This window comes from Planctomycetaceae bacterium (assembly GCA_041398785.1).
Classification (GTDB): domain Bacteria; phylum Planctomycetota; class Planctomycetia; order Planctomycetales; family Planctomycetaceae; genus JAWKUA01.
On sequence record JAWKUA010000006.1, the window covers coordinates 45,248 to 58,263 of the forward strand.

Annotated in this window: 12 protein-coding genes; 6 read left to right on the top strand and 6 right to left on the bottom strand. The window is 58.9% G+C overall.

Going from position 1 to position 13,016, the window contains the following annotated elements:
• Positions 1-27: 27 nt before the first annotated feature.
• On the top strand, positions 28-1,587 hold the full coding sequence (locus R3C19_08680) for a hypothetical protein (protein MEZ6060422.1): 1,560 nt from the start codon (positions 28-30) through the stop codon (positions 1,585-1,587).
• A 113-nt stretch (positions 1,588-1,700) separates the two neighbouring features.
• Here R3C19_08680 and R3C19_08685 read toward each other — a convergent pair whose 3' ends face one another.
• From R3C19_08685 to R3C19_08695, 3 genes are read right to left on the bottom strand one after another with little or no spacing between them, the layout of a single operon-like run.
• Positions 1,701-2,363 carry a response regulator transcription factor gene (locus R3C19_08685; GenBank protein ID MEZ6060423.1) on the bottom strand — a complete coding sequence of 221 codons (663 nt, stop codon included), beginning with the start codon at positions 2,361-2,363 and terminating at the stop codon, positions 1,701-1,703.
• Positions 2,364-2,368: 5 nt separating this feature from the next.
• Positions 2,369-5,566 (bottom strand): PAS domain S-box protein, encoded by a 3,198-nt coding sequence (locus R3C19_08690; GenBank protein ID MEZ6060424.1) that lies wholly within the window; start codon positions 5,564-5,566, stop codon positions 2,369-2,371.
• Positions 5,567-5,614: 48 nt separating this feature from the next.
• Entirely contained in the window at positions 5,615-6,019 is a 405-nt protein-coding gene (locus R3C19_08695; protein ID MEZ6060425.1) for a hypothetical protein, read from the bottom strand.
• Positions 6,020-6,121: 102 nt separating this feature from the next.
• Between R3C19_08695 and R3C19_08700 the strand changes: the two genes are divergently transcribed.
• From R3C19_08700 to R3C19_08715, 4 genes are all read left to right on the top strand, one after another.
• On the top strand, positions 6,122-6,583 hold the full coding sequence (locus R3C19_08700; GenBank protein ID MEZ6060426.1) for a response regulator: 462 nt from the start codon (positions 6,122-6,124) through the stop codon (positions 6,581-6,583).
• Between the two features lie 336 nt (positions 6,584-6,919).
• A complete protein-coding gene (locus tag R3C19_08705) occupies positions 6,920-7,330 on the top strand; it encodes a hypothetical protein (GenBank protein ID MEZ6060427.1) in 411 nt (136 codons plus the stop codon).
• An 81-nt stretch (positions 7,331-7,411) separates the two neighbouring features.
• Positions 7,412-8,263, top strand: a complete 852-nt coding sequence (locus tag R3C19_08710; GenBank protein MEZ6060428.1) for a PDZ domain-containing protein — start codon at positions 7,412-7,414, stop codon at positions 8,261-8,263.
• A gap of 67 nt (positions 8,264-8,330) precedes the next feature.
• The gene (locus R3C19_08715; GenBank protein MEZ6060429.1) at positions 8,331-9,665 is read left to right on the top strand and encodes a hypothetical protein; all 1,335 of its coding nucleotides are present in this window, start codon (positions 8,331-8,333) and stop codon (positions 9,663-9,665) included.
• A 338-nt stretch (positions 9,666-10,003) separates the two neighbouring features.
• Here the strand turns inward: R3C19_08715 and R3C19_08720 are convergent, their stop codons facing one another.
• Positions 10,004-10,219: a hypothetical protein gene (locus tag R3C19_08720; GenBank protein MEZ6060430.1), complete on the bottom strand. Its 216-nt coding sequence runs from the start codon at positions 10,217-10,219 to the stop codon at positions 10,004-10,006.
• 151 nt (positions 10,220-10,370) lie between these two features.
• Positions 10,371-10,979 carry a hypothetical protein gene (locus tag R3C19_08725; GenBank protein ID MEZ6060431.1) on the bottom strand — a complete coding sequence of 203 codons (609 nt, stop codon included), beginning with the start codon at positions 10,977-10,979 and terminating at the stop codon, positions 10,371-10,373.
• 147 nt (positions 10,980-11,126) lie between these two features.
• Here R3C19_08725 and R3C19_08730 point away from each other — a divergent pair, with 147 nt between their 5' ends.
• Positions 11,127-11,816 (top strand): hypothetical protein, encoded by a 690-nt coding sequence (locus tag R3C19_08730; GenBank protein MEZ6060432.1) that lies wholly within the window; start codon positions 11,127-11,129, stop codon positions 11,814-11,816.
• Between the two features lie 137 nt (positions 11,817-11,953).
• Here R3C19_08730 and R3C19_08735 read toward each other — a convergent pair whose 3' ends face one another.
• Positions 11,954-12,910, bottom strand: a complete 957-nt coding sequence (locus tag R3C19_08735) for a trypsin-like peptidase domain-containing protein (GenBank protein MEZ6060433.1) — start codon at positions 12,908-12,910, stop codon at positions 11,954-11,956.
• Positions 12,911-13,016 lie beyond the last annotated feature (106 nt).

Consider the following 13,016-nt stretch of genomic DNA (forward strand, 5'->3'; position numbering starts at 1 on the left):
AGATTCTGCATATCCCGGAGACCTGTCATGACTGAGCATTACCCGAGCCCCGACAAAGCACCGTACGCGGCGGTTCGCTTACTGGCTGTGATCGCTGCCGTCGTCGCTGTGATCGCCGGCGTCGCAGGTCCGCTGAATGCGCAAACTGCAGTTGGCGGCGATCTCGGCCCGTTCACGGATCGTGCGGACGTAGGAGCGGTGAAGCATGTCGGCGGCGTGGCGTATTCCCCGCAAGGGCAGACGTTTGAGCTTTCCGGTTCCGGCAGCAACATGTGGGCGGCTGAAGATCAGTTTCAGTTCGTGTGGAAGAAACTGCAGGGGAATTTCATTCTGACCGCGCGGGGTGAACTGGTTGGTGAAGGTGTCGATCCGCACCGCAAGTTCGGCTGGATCATTCGCACGTCGCTGGATACCGATTCGCCTTACGTCGACGTCGCCGTCCACGGTGACGGCCTGACATCCATGCAGTTCCGGCGGTCCAAAGGCGCAAAAACGGAAGAGGTGAAGTCCACAATCACGAGGCCCGATGTGATTCAACTGGAACGCAGAGACGGGCGGTTTACGATGTCGGTCGCTCGCTTCGGAGACCTGCTGACGAGCGAAGAACTGACCGGCGTCGATCTTGGCGATGACGTCTACGTCGGTCTGTTTGTGTGTTCCCACAACGCGGATGTCGTGGAACAGGCCCGGTTCAGCAACGTACGAATCACCATTCCCGCGCCGGACGATTTTCGACCTTACCGGGACTACATCGGCAGTCGTCTGGAAGTGATGGACGTGGAAACCGGCACCCGTCGCGTCGTCCATACGGCTTCTGATTCTCTGCAGGCACCGAACTGGACGACGGACGGTGGGGCGCTGATCTTCAATCGCAACGGGAAGCTGTACCGGTTTGGCCTGGCGGACCGGCAGGTGACTGACATTGCTACAGGAAAGGCCGCCCGAAACAACAATGACCATGTGTTGTCTTTCGACGGACAGCAACTGGGAATCAGCAGCCACAGTGCGGACCACGACGGCAGGTCGATGGTGTACACACTTCCGGCGACCGGCGGTGAACCAAAGCTGGTGACGCAAAACGGGCCGTCGTACCTGCACGGCTGGTCGCCGGATGGCAGGTATCTGATTTACACGGGAGAACGTTCCGGCCGGTTCAACATCTACCGGATTCCCGCCGCCGGAGGTCAGGAAGTTCCACTGACCGACACCGATGCGCTGGATGACGGATCGGAGTACTCACCGGACGGAAAACACATCTACTTCAATTCCACTCGCAGCGGTCGAATGCAGATTTGGCGCATGAACGCTGACGGCAGCGATCCTCAGCAAGTGACTGACGACGAATTCAACAACTGGTTTCCGCACGTTTCGCCGGACGGTCAGACGATTGTCTTCCTGTCGTTTTCAGGGGACGTCGAACCGACCGACCATCCGTTTTACCGGCAGGTCTATCTGCGTTCGATGCCTGCCGGCGGTGGTGACGCCAGGGTTGTGGCCTATTTGTACGGCGGACAGGGAACGATCAATGTCCCGTCCTGGTCGCCCGACAGCAGACAGATTGCGTTCGTAAGCAATTCCGCGCAGTAGCCGCGCAACGGCAGCGCGGGGCTCCAGGGCCGGCGATCCGCAGTGGATCAGTGAAAGGGAGCGCCGTGACCGTTCGCCGGCGCGTCGTGTGTGCAACGACGGAGAAACATTCGTCAGGAGTTTTCCAGGACCCAGCGGACGGCGTAGCGGTTGAGTTCCGCTCCGTTGGCCACCTGAAGCTTGATCTTCAGCTTTTCGCGGTAGGTATCGATCGTGTGAACGCTGAGAAAGAGTTCGTCGGCGATCGCTCGCGTCGTCTTTCCCTGTCCGATCAGTGTCAGGACCTCCAGTTCGCGGTTGGAAAGATTTTCCACCGGGCAGTCGCCGGGCTCGATCATGCCACCGATGCGACTTCTGAGAATGCGTTCCGTCATTTCCGGGCTCAGATAGGTTCTGCCGGAAAGTACAGTGCGGATTGCCGTGATCAGCGTTTCGCGGGCCGTCTGTTTGCAGATGTATCCCATCGCGCCGGCCTGCAGGGCACGTTCGGAGTAGATCGATTCCTCATACATCGAGTTGACCAGCATTTTCGTCTTCGGATGTAGCTCGCGAATCTGCCTGACCAGGTCCAGGCCATGCCCCGACTTGAGAGAGATATCGATGATGACCAGGTCCGGACGCAGTTCACTGACAAGCCGAGCACCTTCAACCGCGTCGTCCGCCTCGCCGCAGACTGCAAGGTCGGCTTCGTTACCGATCTGCGTGGCCAGACCGTCCCGCATCATGGGATGGTCGTCAACGATCAGAATCCTGGCACAGACCATTTGATTTGGCACTTCCGTTACCTCCGTCCGACTTTACAAGTGACAAGTGTACCTCCGGTCCTGACGGGACTGACCGCCAGTTGACCCCCGATCAGGCTGGCGCGGTAGTGCATCGTATCCAGCCCGACACCTTCGGTCCTGTCCGCTGCATCGAAGCCGGTGCCGTCGTCCGCTATTTGCAGAACGATCTCGCCGCCGGCGTGCTTGAGTTCGATCAGAATATGTTCCGGCCGCCCGTGTCTGATGGCATTCGTGACAGCCTCCTGAGCAATGCGATACAGATGCGTGCGAGTCGGGCTGTCGCTGACTTCGACCGGCTGCCTGCACTTAAAGGCGCAGATGACACCGTCCGTGCTGTCTGTCCGAACAGCAAGTTCGCGAAGGGCCTCCGTCAGCCCCTGCCGGTCCAGGTGAGCGGGCACCATTCCTCTGGCGATCGCCTTCACGTCCTGCTGAGCTCGGGAAAGTCCGTCCAGAATCTTCTGCGCCAAACGGCGGGGATCCCGCGGACTGCCGCTTTCTGTTTCCTGGGGCGGCTTCGCCAATGTCGCCAGCAGCGCATGTGCCAGCATTCCAAGTCCCGCCAGTTCCTGCTGGACACCGTCGTGCAGGTCCTGACCGATTCGGCGCTGTTCGTCGTCAGCGGCTGCCAGAACCTCGCGCTGCAGCGCCCGGCGTTCGCTGATATCGCGGATGATTCCGGTAAACAGGCCCAGATGATCGACTTCGCTGACGACCAGGTCAGCGGGAAACGTGGAACCATCTTTGCGTCGGCCCGGCACCTCGCGACCGATGCCAATGATCCCCGCCTTCCCGGTTTCGAGGTAGCGTGCAATATAGCCATCGTGTTCATCACAATACGGCGGCGGCATCAGAATGCTGACGTTTTCGCCGATCAGCTCATCCTGAGCGTATCCAAACATCCGTTCTGTCGCCGGATTGAGGTTCCTGATCGTTCCCCGTGAATCGATCGTGACAATCGCGTCGGCGGCAGCATTCAGGACGGCTCGCAGTCGCTGCTCGCGGTCATAGATGGCCTGTTCGGCGAGCCGCCGTTCTGTCATATCCGTCACCAGGGCCACCAGATGTGCCGGATTCCCGACGTGATCGTGCAGAATGGAAGCGAACTTGCGAACGACGATCGCATGCCCGTCCCTGTGCAGATAGCGGACTTCAGTGTCGATGAACGACAACTCCTCGGCCCGCAGACGATGCACTTGTGCCTGGTTGCTTTCGCGTTCGTCCGGGTGAACGAGTGACGAAAAGTCGATGTCGCGCAGCTCTTCTTCGCGGTAACCGAGCAATGTACAGAAGGCCGGGTTGCACTGTTGCAGCCGGCCCTGAGAATCCGCGATGGCGATACCGACGCCGGCATGCTCGAAGACCTGCCGAAAGCGTTCTTCGCTAATTCGCAGACTTTCTTCCGCCTGCCTGCGATCGGTAATGACTTCGCTAAACAGAATGACGCCGCCTATCTCACCGGTCGCCGTGTGCCAGGGCAGCAGTTCCCACTTGACCCACTCCACGCGGCCGTCTGCCCGAACAAAGGAATCTTCGTCATCATGCAGCACTTCGCCGGCCAGCGCGCGGCGGTGCAGTTCTCTCCAGCGTTCGGGAATCGCGGGAAACACGTCGTAGTGACAATGACCAATGATTTCCCGATCTCCCAGCCCGTAGTCCTCGCGCCAGCGCCGGCTGGCGAACAGATAACGCATGTCACGATCGAACATCGCGACGGGCGCGGGCACGTGTTTCACGAACAACTGCAAAAGCTGCTCCCGCTGCTGTAATTCCCGTTCGGACAATTTCCGTTCGGTGATGTCTTCTGAAAAATCCGCGATGCAGGCCGGCTGATTATGCTCGTCGGTCAGCAGAGAAGACGTCAACAGCACTGGCAGAATGTGGCCGCTCTTGGTGAGACGCCTCACTTCAACCGCCCGAACCGCTTCACCGCGAATACAGCGAGCCCTCAACTCGTCACGCAGTTGATGCTCGTCCGGCGGAACAAGCATTGTCATTGACCGCCCGATCAGCTCATCGCGCGACCACCCGTATTGACGTTCCGCGGCGGGATTCAGATCGATGATCTTTCCGGAAAGGTCCTTCAGAAAAACAGCTTCGCTCGCGTCGAGAAAAACCTTCGACATTCGGCGCAATTCACGCTCGGCCCGCTTTCGCTGAGTAATGTCGCGGTAAATCGAGACGAAGTTCGTGCGGCGGCCGTCGGAATCGAACAGCGGCGTGATGAACAGCTCGGCATCGTACGATGTGCCGTCTTTGCAGTAGTTCGTGAGATCTGCGAGAACCGAGCGGCCGGAGGACAGTTCGGACTTGATCCGCTTCAGCGTCGCGCGATCGGTGGCTTCCCCTTGCAGGATGCGCGGTGATTGGCCGATCAGTTCTTCGCGCGAGTAACCCGTGATGCGGCACATCGCATCGTTGACAAACACGATTTGAGCCCCGGGCCAGTCCAGGTCGTCGTCAGTGATCAGCACGCCTTCGCCAAAGCTTTCCGTCGCTTTCGCGAGCAAACGGATCTCGCTGGTCTGTTCCACAACTCGCTGTTCCAGCGCATCGTTGAATTGCCGCAGTGCTTCTTCGGCTGAGTTTTGTCGGGTGACGTCGATCAGCGCTGTTCGACACTGCCGCTGGCCATCCACATCAAAGGCCACGCAATCCAGACGCACGAACAGAGGACTGCCGTCCGCCCTGCACATCTCAATTTCGCAGGTCTGCTTCGTCCCGAGAGACGAAGACGTGGCCGTACCGTCACCGTCGCCCTTCTCCGATGGACTCTCGGAGAAGACTTGCCGGCGATGCCGACGAAACGCATCCAGAGATCCACGGTTCACGAACTGCTCCAGACTCGACTTCAGCAGTTCCGGTCGAGTGACGCCGAGCAGCGTGGCGGCAGTAAAGTTGCCGTCAAGAATCCGGCCGTGTTTGTCCAGCGTGACGTAACCCACGGGGGCGAATTCGTACAGAGCGACGTACTGGTCGCGTGTTTGAGCCAGCTCAATTTGGGCCTCACGGAGTTCCTGGTTTTGGATTTCCAGTTCGATCTGGCGGACGCTCAGGTCGTGGACGAGTGCCTGAACATCCTCGGCCCGCATCGTCGACACCTCGAACGGCTTGACGCACAGCAGTTCTTCCGCACGCTGGCGGAGCGTTTGATGCGGAGAGCGGTCGGCGGATTCTTCCCGATCGTTGGTCATCTGATTTTTCAAATCCGATCTCCGTCGGCTCCAGACCGGTGCGACGTATCACCGCCATGCCTGTGCCAGCCCGGCGATTTCGCACTTTCCAATTGAACACACGCAGGCTGATTCAAAGCGAATATCGCCGGGTATCGAACCTTTTGGGCCTGCGGCCGATGAGAACATACCCTCCCGTTTCAACGGGAGGGTGAAGCGATTGTCGATTTGCATTGGCAAATTCTTATCTGCCGCTCGCCTTACACGATGGCTGTCGGCGACATCTGTGCGGCGGGCGGGCACTCTCATTCGGGAAGCAACAGCCATGCCAGTCAACGAACACGGATCGGTATTTCTACGAATCGGAATGGCCATGCGGAAGCCTTTCGATTTCGCGGCGGTACGCCCATTCGCCCACAGAGCCGTGGCGAAATCTCCTAACCGAAAACAGCAATCGCCGCGAATCGCCGGCATGGTGCCAGAACCTAAGAATGGATCCGTTCGCGACAGAGTCGAGGCGATGCATTGGGCTTCGCTCGGTCTGGTCGTTGTCACAGTTCAACAGGAGTGATGTCGATGTTGATTCTTCTTGCGGATTCCGATGCAACATTGTCAGGAATCTACAGGTCGTACTTTTCCCGACAGGGTTTTGACGTCGTCGCAGTGACGGATGGTCTGCAATGTCTTGCAGCGATCCGGCGAATGGTCCCCGATGTTTTGGTGCTGGAGTACGAGTTGCTGTGGGGAGGAGGTGCCGGCGTGCTGGCCAGCCTGCGCGAAGATTCGCGCACACCGCTGATCGATGTCGTGTTGATCTCGTGCGACTTCGCACAGGACGAACTGGCCCACGAATTGATCTCACCCGTGGCAGGATACCTGCGCAAGCCGTTTGGTCTGGGTCACCTTTTGAACCTTGTACTCACCGTTGCGCGGAACTCCGACACGCGGACAACGGCAGGGGTTCCGACGAATCTGCAACAAATGGCTGGTGACATTTTCAGCAGGGATATTGTCGGACGAGAACCGGCACCTGCATGATCCCGGAACAACCATGGTCGAACAAGGAATCGCAAGCCAATGAAGAACCACTACGAGCGGGCTGAGCAATCGGGTGGCAACTGGCCGGCAGAAACCTGGCGTGTCGGGCGTCGGATGGCGGAAACCACCATCCTGGAATCAGATTTGGCTCGATGGATACCACAGTCGAGCCTCCAACAATTTCCCCCGAACGCGGCAACTCACAAGTATCTGGGGGCCCTCCAGTCACGCATGTTGAGTCGCCGTGAATGGACAAGCCGCCTGCCGAGGCATGGCCCGGAATCGTTCCGGGCCGACAGGCGGCACAGTGTGCAAAACTGCACAGAGGAGGTTGGGATGAGAGTTCACAGTCTTGCCGGCGTGGCGCTGGCGCTGTTCGTGTCGCTCGCGCTGGTCGGATGTTCCGAGAGCGCAAGTTCCGCAAAGACAATGGCAAACAAAGAAAAGTCGGCCACCGCCGGGACAACGAAACATCAAGCAATGATGTCCGGTACAGCAAAGCACCAGACGTCACGTGTGACTGAGCAAAAGGTCATGAAGCCGGTCGCTCCGATTGCCGAAACGACTCCAGCCGCCGAAACGAAGCAGGAGACCGTCCCGGTGATCACACTTCCCGCGAAGACGGAAGCACCAACGGAAAAGAAGACAGAAACGAAAGCGGGTGCCGCCGGGGTGGAGACGAAGCCGGCGACTGTCCCGGCGAACGCGCCTCCCACAAAGACGGACGCGCCTCCGGAGAAGAAGTGACATCCCTAACTGACGCGTGGTGTTGGTTTTGAAGCGGGACTCACGTTTTCGCACATTCACAATCCAATTGAGGAAGCTGAAATGAACAAGCTGATGAAAGTCATGGCCCTTGCCGGTCTGACCATCGCGACACTGGCTGGTCGGCACGTATTCGCCGATGACACGCAAAAACCTGCAGGTACTGACAAAAAGACGGCCACTGTGGAAAAGAACGAGCCACAGCAGTTCGCGTATCTGGGAGTCGCTGTGGAATCGCTGCATCCCGCGTTCTGGGCGCATATGAAGGATGTCCTGGAACACAAGCAGGGTCTGTTGGTTGCCCAGGTCGCAATGGACTCGCCGGCAGAAAAGGCCGGCCTGAAGCAGCACGATATCCTGACGATGTACGCAGACCAGAAGCTGTTCTCACCGGAACAACTGCTGGGGCTTGTCCACGCTGACAAGGCCGGAAAGCAGGTCAAACTGAGTGTCACACGCGACGGCAAGCCTCAGGAGATCACTGTGACGCTGGGCGAGCATGCTGTCCCGGTGGTCGCTCAGTCGCTTCGCCCGATGTGGCATATGCCCGAATGGCGGCATCGAAGCACGCCGCTGGTACCCTCGTCGCCGGGGCCGGCGGTTTCTGAAAAGGCTGAAGAATGGACCAGCTTCGATTCACTCGCGATGAAGAGCCTGGGAAATGACCGATTCAAAGTGGACATCGGCTATGAAACGAAGGAAGGCAAGATTGAACATCAGGAGTTTGAAGGGACGCGGACAGAGATTCGCGAGAAGATCCTGACCCGCAAGGACCTGCCGGACAATGAACGCAATCATCTGCTCCGCGCGCTGGACCTGCCCGTCGAAGACCTGGATTTCGAATTTCCGGCCGTGTACTCGACACCGGATGGTCGAGTGATTTGGGACTTCGGTGCCCTGGACCGCGCGTTTTGAATTGGTCCTTCACAGTTCAACGATGGAATCACAGCACCTCAGAATAAGCAATTCGGGAGAATCACATATGAAATTTCACAGAATGGCAGTTGCGGGCTGGATGCTCGCGACAGTGGCGTCGCTGGCGGTCGCCCAGGACGAAGAAACCAGGGCAAAGGCTGAAAGCGAACGGCCCGCCGACAAGCCGGGCTGGGTCGTTGTCGAGGAAACTTGGTGGTATCCGCTGCGGTTTGAGTCCGCCGAGGCACTGGAAAGTGCACGTTACCACTTTCGTCGCAATGAAGAGAAAGCCGCCGCCACCGAAGTGCGGAAGGCAATGAGCTGGCTGAAATATGCCGCGGGCCACGCGATGCCGATCACCCGCGAAAAGCTGAACTCGGCGATGGCTGAACTTTCTGCAGTGGCCACGGATCTGGATGCGGGTGCGATAACGGACGCGGCTCGCATGGATAGCGCCCTGGCCGCTGCTTCTCACGCCCTGGCAGAGTGGCACTACTTCAAGGCGAAGGAAAGTCTTGGAAAAGATGAAGCCGGCTATGCTGCGCAGCACCTGGAAGCCGCTGCTGAACATCTGCGGCACGCCGCCGATTCTGCGCACTACGAGTACGGGCCTGACACAATTTCACTGTTTGAGCAGGTGGATGAGAACGGCAGGCTGGCGTCCGAGCAGCGGACGGTCGACAACAATCTGCTTGGAAAGCACCTGGATGGAATCGAGATGGCTGTGAAGGAATTGGGTGAGACGCTGAAGAGCGCCTCGGCAAACGTTGCTGCCAGCCCGCCAAAGTCGTCACCGAAATCCACGACAACCCGACCAGCAGAATCGCCGGGATGGGTCATTGTCGAAGAGGACTGGTGGCATCCGCTGCGGTATGACTTCCTGGACGCGCTGCAGCGCGCTCGTATCCACTATCGGGCACAGGAGCAGAAGAAAGCGAGTGACGAAATCGAAAAGGCTGTGACCTGGCTGAAATACGCTGAGAACCACGCTGAAGCGGACACCGCGTCGGATCTGTCCACGGCTCGTGCCGAGTTGAATGACTTCTCGGAAGCTCTTCAGTCCGGCCAACCGGTTGCTGCGAAAAGTCTGGATGCTGCGTTCGCGCGCGCTTCGGCCGCCCTGGCAAAACACCATCACTTCCGGGCGAGCAAAGCGCTGGCCGTCAGCGACCTGAAGACCGCTGCCATCCATTTGATGGCCGCCGCCGATCACGTCCGCGCCGCGGCCCATTCGGCCAACCATGAGTACGGACCGGAGTTCAGCACGATCTACGACCGATATGCACCGTATGGCCACTGGGACGAGACGATAGAGTTCACACCGGACCAGATCGCGTCCAACCTGACGGCGATCGAACAGGAGCTTGCGAAACTGGCTGAAAAGCTAAGATCGCCGCGATAGCCGAAGCCCTGGTCGGTCGACCGTCAGGTGAGTTCAGGTCCGCGTTTTCCGCGGCAACCCTGAAACGGCAATCCGGCGACAACACCGCCGGGTTGCCGTCTGCCGGGGTGCGACGCTCTCGCGGAGCATGGACACGCCACGCCGCCGACGTGGGCATCTCGGTCGATCAGGCGGTCGATGTCGCGAAGGAGGCCGCCGATATCGTGTTGCTGGAACACGATCCAGGAGTGCTGGCTGAAGGCGTGCGGGAAGGCCGGCGAACGTTCGCCAACACCATGAAGTACGTCTTCATGGCGACCAGTGCAAACTTCGGCAACATGTTCAGCATGGCGGGCGCGTCATTGTTTCTGAATTTCCAGCCGCTGCTGCCGAAGCAGATTCTGCTGCTGAATCTGCTGACCGATCTGCCGGAAATGACCATCGCTCGCGACGCCGTCGATGATGCCCTGGCTGTCATGAACCCGCGTGCTGGGCTTGTCCCCGGTTCTGCCTTCGCTGGCCGTTGCGATCGCGCTGATCGTGCTCGGATATGTGGTTTCCGCGGAGATTGCCAAGTCGCTCTTCTATCGAAATCCACCATCCGGCCGGCGACCGTCGAAGCGGAAGTTTTGGCGGGCCTTCAGCATTGCAGCGATCTCGCTGCTTGCCGCCGGCAGGATTGCATGCGGAGCATTGCCTCGTGGAGTTTCAGGGAGTCCGGCTGAATCATTCCGCCGGGTGCATCGCGCGGTCCAGGTATTGAACCGAAATTAGCGCCGTGTGCGGCCAAATGGCGTCGCTGATGCGTGGTGAAATCCACCAACCGGAAATAGCACACTGCTCGATATACAGAACGCGTACCACGAGCAGAATGGTGAGATCGTGCGTCGCATTCCAATTGGAAATCGCGACGGTCTCCCCCGTGTCCCGGTTTCGAAAGGAGCTCCCAATGGACCGACGGCGAATGTTGACAACTGCGGGTACTGCCACAGCGGCAGCGCTGGCTTTGGCGAGTATCGCAGCATCGCAGGAGAAGAAAAACGGCAGCTCTCCGCAGGCGACTGCCAGAAATGCGATGCACCAGGATTGTCTCGACCGGTGCCTGCATTGTGAAACGATGTGTAATGAAACGGCGCACCATTGCCTGACGCAGGCCGGCAACGGAATGAAGGAACATGTTCGCGCCGCCGAAATTGCGCTGACCTGTGAGGAGATCTGCAGTTTGTCGGCCAGGCTGATCGCGCGGTCCTGTGAAATGGCAAACGACACTTGCCAGCTTTGCGAGAAGGTGTGTGGTGCCTGCGCTGCGGAATGCGAAACAATGAAGTCGGACAAGCAGATGATGGCATGTGCGGAAGCCTGCCGTGAATGTGCGGCAGCCTGCCGTAGGATGGCCTGACGTTGTGTGTATCAGGAAACGAACGTAGCTCCGTTGCTGCGCAACCGGGATTCTGAGTAGTGACAGTTCAAAAGGAGAATGACATGAAAACAACCAGTCTTTTGTCGCGTGTAGTTGTCGGCACAGCAGCAGTTCTGTTGTCCGTCATGGTTTCGTCGGGAGCCTGGGCTCAGGCAACGACCGCAAAACCAGACAAGCAGGGTGAAAAGCTGACCGAGAAGGTCAAGGCCCACCAGGAAGGTCCGCCACCCGCCGTGGGTGAGATTGTGAGCCTGACCAGCGATGCGATCGGCATCAAGGATCACGCTGGAAAGGAGCACAAGTTCAAGGTCGATGCGCACACGAAGTATGGAACCGCTGCCCATCCGCTGAAGTGGAATAACTTCAAAAAGGGCGAGCACGTCATGGTGACATACCATGGGTCGGAAGCTCTGGTGATCGCCGAAGTGCCGCCCCACGGGCACACGCTTGCAAATGCGACGAAATCGCATGAAGAAGGTACTCCGCCGGTCGCCGGTGAAGTCGTGAGTATCTCAAAGGATGCGATTGAGATTAAGGACCATGCGGGTAAGGATCATAAGTTCAAGATCGACGCCACAACCAAATTCGGTACGATCAAGGAACCGCTCAAGCTTGACCATTTCAAGACTGGTGAGCATGTGCTGGTCAACTACAAGAACGATGTCGCCACGATCGTACGAGATGCCCCGGCCCACGGTCACGGGCACATCGATGCTCTGACAAAGGGAAAAGGCAAGGCACCTGTTTCGTAGGCTGAACCCGCCAGGCGACTGCCAAATGAATTTCTGATATCGGCCGCGACCTCGCAGGAGACTCGCGGCCGTTTCGTTTGATTCCCGAAGTGCGCCTGAACGTCTCTGTGTGGCCGCATTTTAGACGCTTGCGGATCCTACTCACCGGCCTCAAGCCGGACCCACAGTTTCAGAGATTCTTCGTTCCGCAGGATGGTCAGTGCAACATCTTCGCCGGGCTTGTGTTTGTCAAAGGCATCCAGCAGATCGCTCGTCGACCGGACAGGCTGGTCATTCACTGCGGTGATGATATCGCCCAGGTTGACGTTGCCGGCGGCGTCGCGTGAAGTTGGCCGCAGCCCGGCGCGTTCGGCGGTACTTCCCTTTTCCGCCGCCAGTATCAACACACCCGCTTTGCCGGAATCTCTGCCGATTTGTTCCATCCAGCTGTCCGGAGCCACCGTAACTGCGATGCCCGGGCGGACAATACTGCCATGGTCGATCAATTGCGGCACGCCCCAGCGAATGATGTCGGCCGGGATGGCGAACCCGATGCCGGCATACGCGCCGGATGGACTGACGATGGCCGTGGTCATGCCGATCAGTCGTCCGGAACTGTCCAGTAGCGGTCCTCCCGAGTTTCCGGGATTGATCGCCGCGTCAGTCTGGATCACGTCTCTGATGGGCCTGCCTCCGGCAGATTCGATTTCTCTGCCCAGAGCACTGATGACACCGGTGGTCAGCGACTGGTCCAGCCCGAACGGGTTGCCGATGGCGAACGCCTTCTGACCAACCCCCAGATCATGGGACGAGCCCAGTGGAAGCGGGTGCAGTCGGTCGGCGGGAGCTTCAATTTTCAACACTGCAAGATCCTGATCCGGTGCAATGCCCACCAGCTCCGCGGGCCACGTTGAGTGATCCGCCAGAGCCACCTGCGCGCCGCTGGCGTCCTCAACAACATGAAAATTCGTGACGATGTGCCCCTGCTCGTCCCAGATGAATCCGGTGCCACTTCCTTTGGGCACTTCCAGGACGTTCAGCGAGAACGAGTCACGAGCCAGGGCCCGCGTCGTGATGTGAACTACAGCGGGCGACGCGTCGGAAAAGAGTTTCATCGTTGCCTGTTCGTCGTCCGAGAGGCCGGCACGCAGTGCGATCGGCCGCAATCGGTGTGGCGAGCGGCGCTGTGACCGATGCGTCGGAAGATACAAATTGCGCAGT

Excerpts from the sequence above, each read along its gene's own strand:
- R3C19_08700 (MEZ6060426.1), top strand. The coding sequence starts at position 6,122 with ATGTTGATTCTTCTTGCGGATTCCGATGCAACATTGTCAGGAATCTAC.
- R3C19_08690 (MEZ6060424.1), bottom strand. The coding sequence starts at position 5,566 with ATGACCAACGATCGGGAAGAATCCGCCGACCGCTCTCCGCATCAAACG.
- R3C19_08695 (MEZ6060425.1), bottom strand. The coding sequence starts at position 6,019 with ATGCCGGCGATTCGCGGCGATTGCTGTTTTCGGTTAGGAGATTTCGCC.
- R3C19_08710 (MEZ6060428.1), top strand. The coding sequence starts at position 7,412 with ATGAACAAGCTGATGAAAGTCATGGCCCTTGCCGGTCTGACCATCGCG.
- R3C19_08705 (MEZ6060427.1), top strand. The coding sequence starts at position 6,920 with ATGAGAGTTCACAGTCTTGCCGGCGTGGCGCTGGCGCTGTTCGTGTCG.
- R3C19_08680 (MEZ6060422.1), top strand. The coding sequence starts at position 28 with ATGACTGAGCATTACCCGAGCCCCGACAAAGCACCGTACGCGGCGGTT.
- R3C19_08730 (MEZ6060432.1), top strand. The coding sequence starts at position 11,127 with ATGAAAACAACCAGTCTTTTGTCGCGTGTAGTTGTCGGCACAGCAGCA.
- R3C19_08715 (MEZ6060429.1), top strand. The coding sequence starts at position 8,331 with ATGAAATTTCACAGAATGGCAGTTGCGGGCTGGATGCTCGCGACAGTG.
- R3C19_08735 (MEZ6060433.1), bottom strand. The coding sequence starts at position 12,910 with ATGAAACTCTTTTCCGACGCGTCGCCCGCTGTAGTTCACATCACGACG.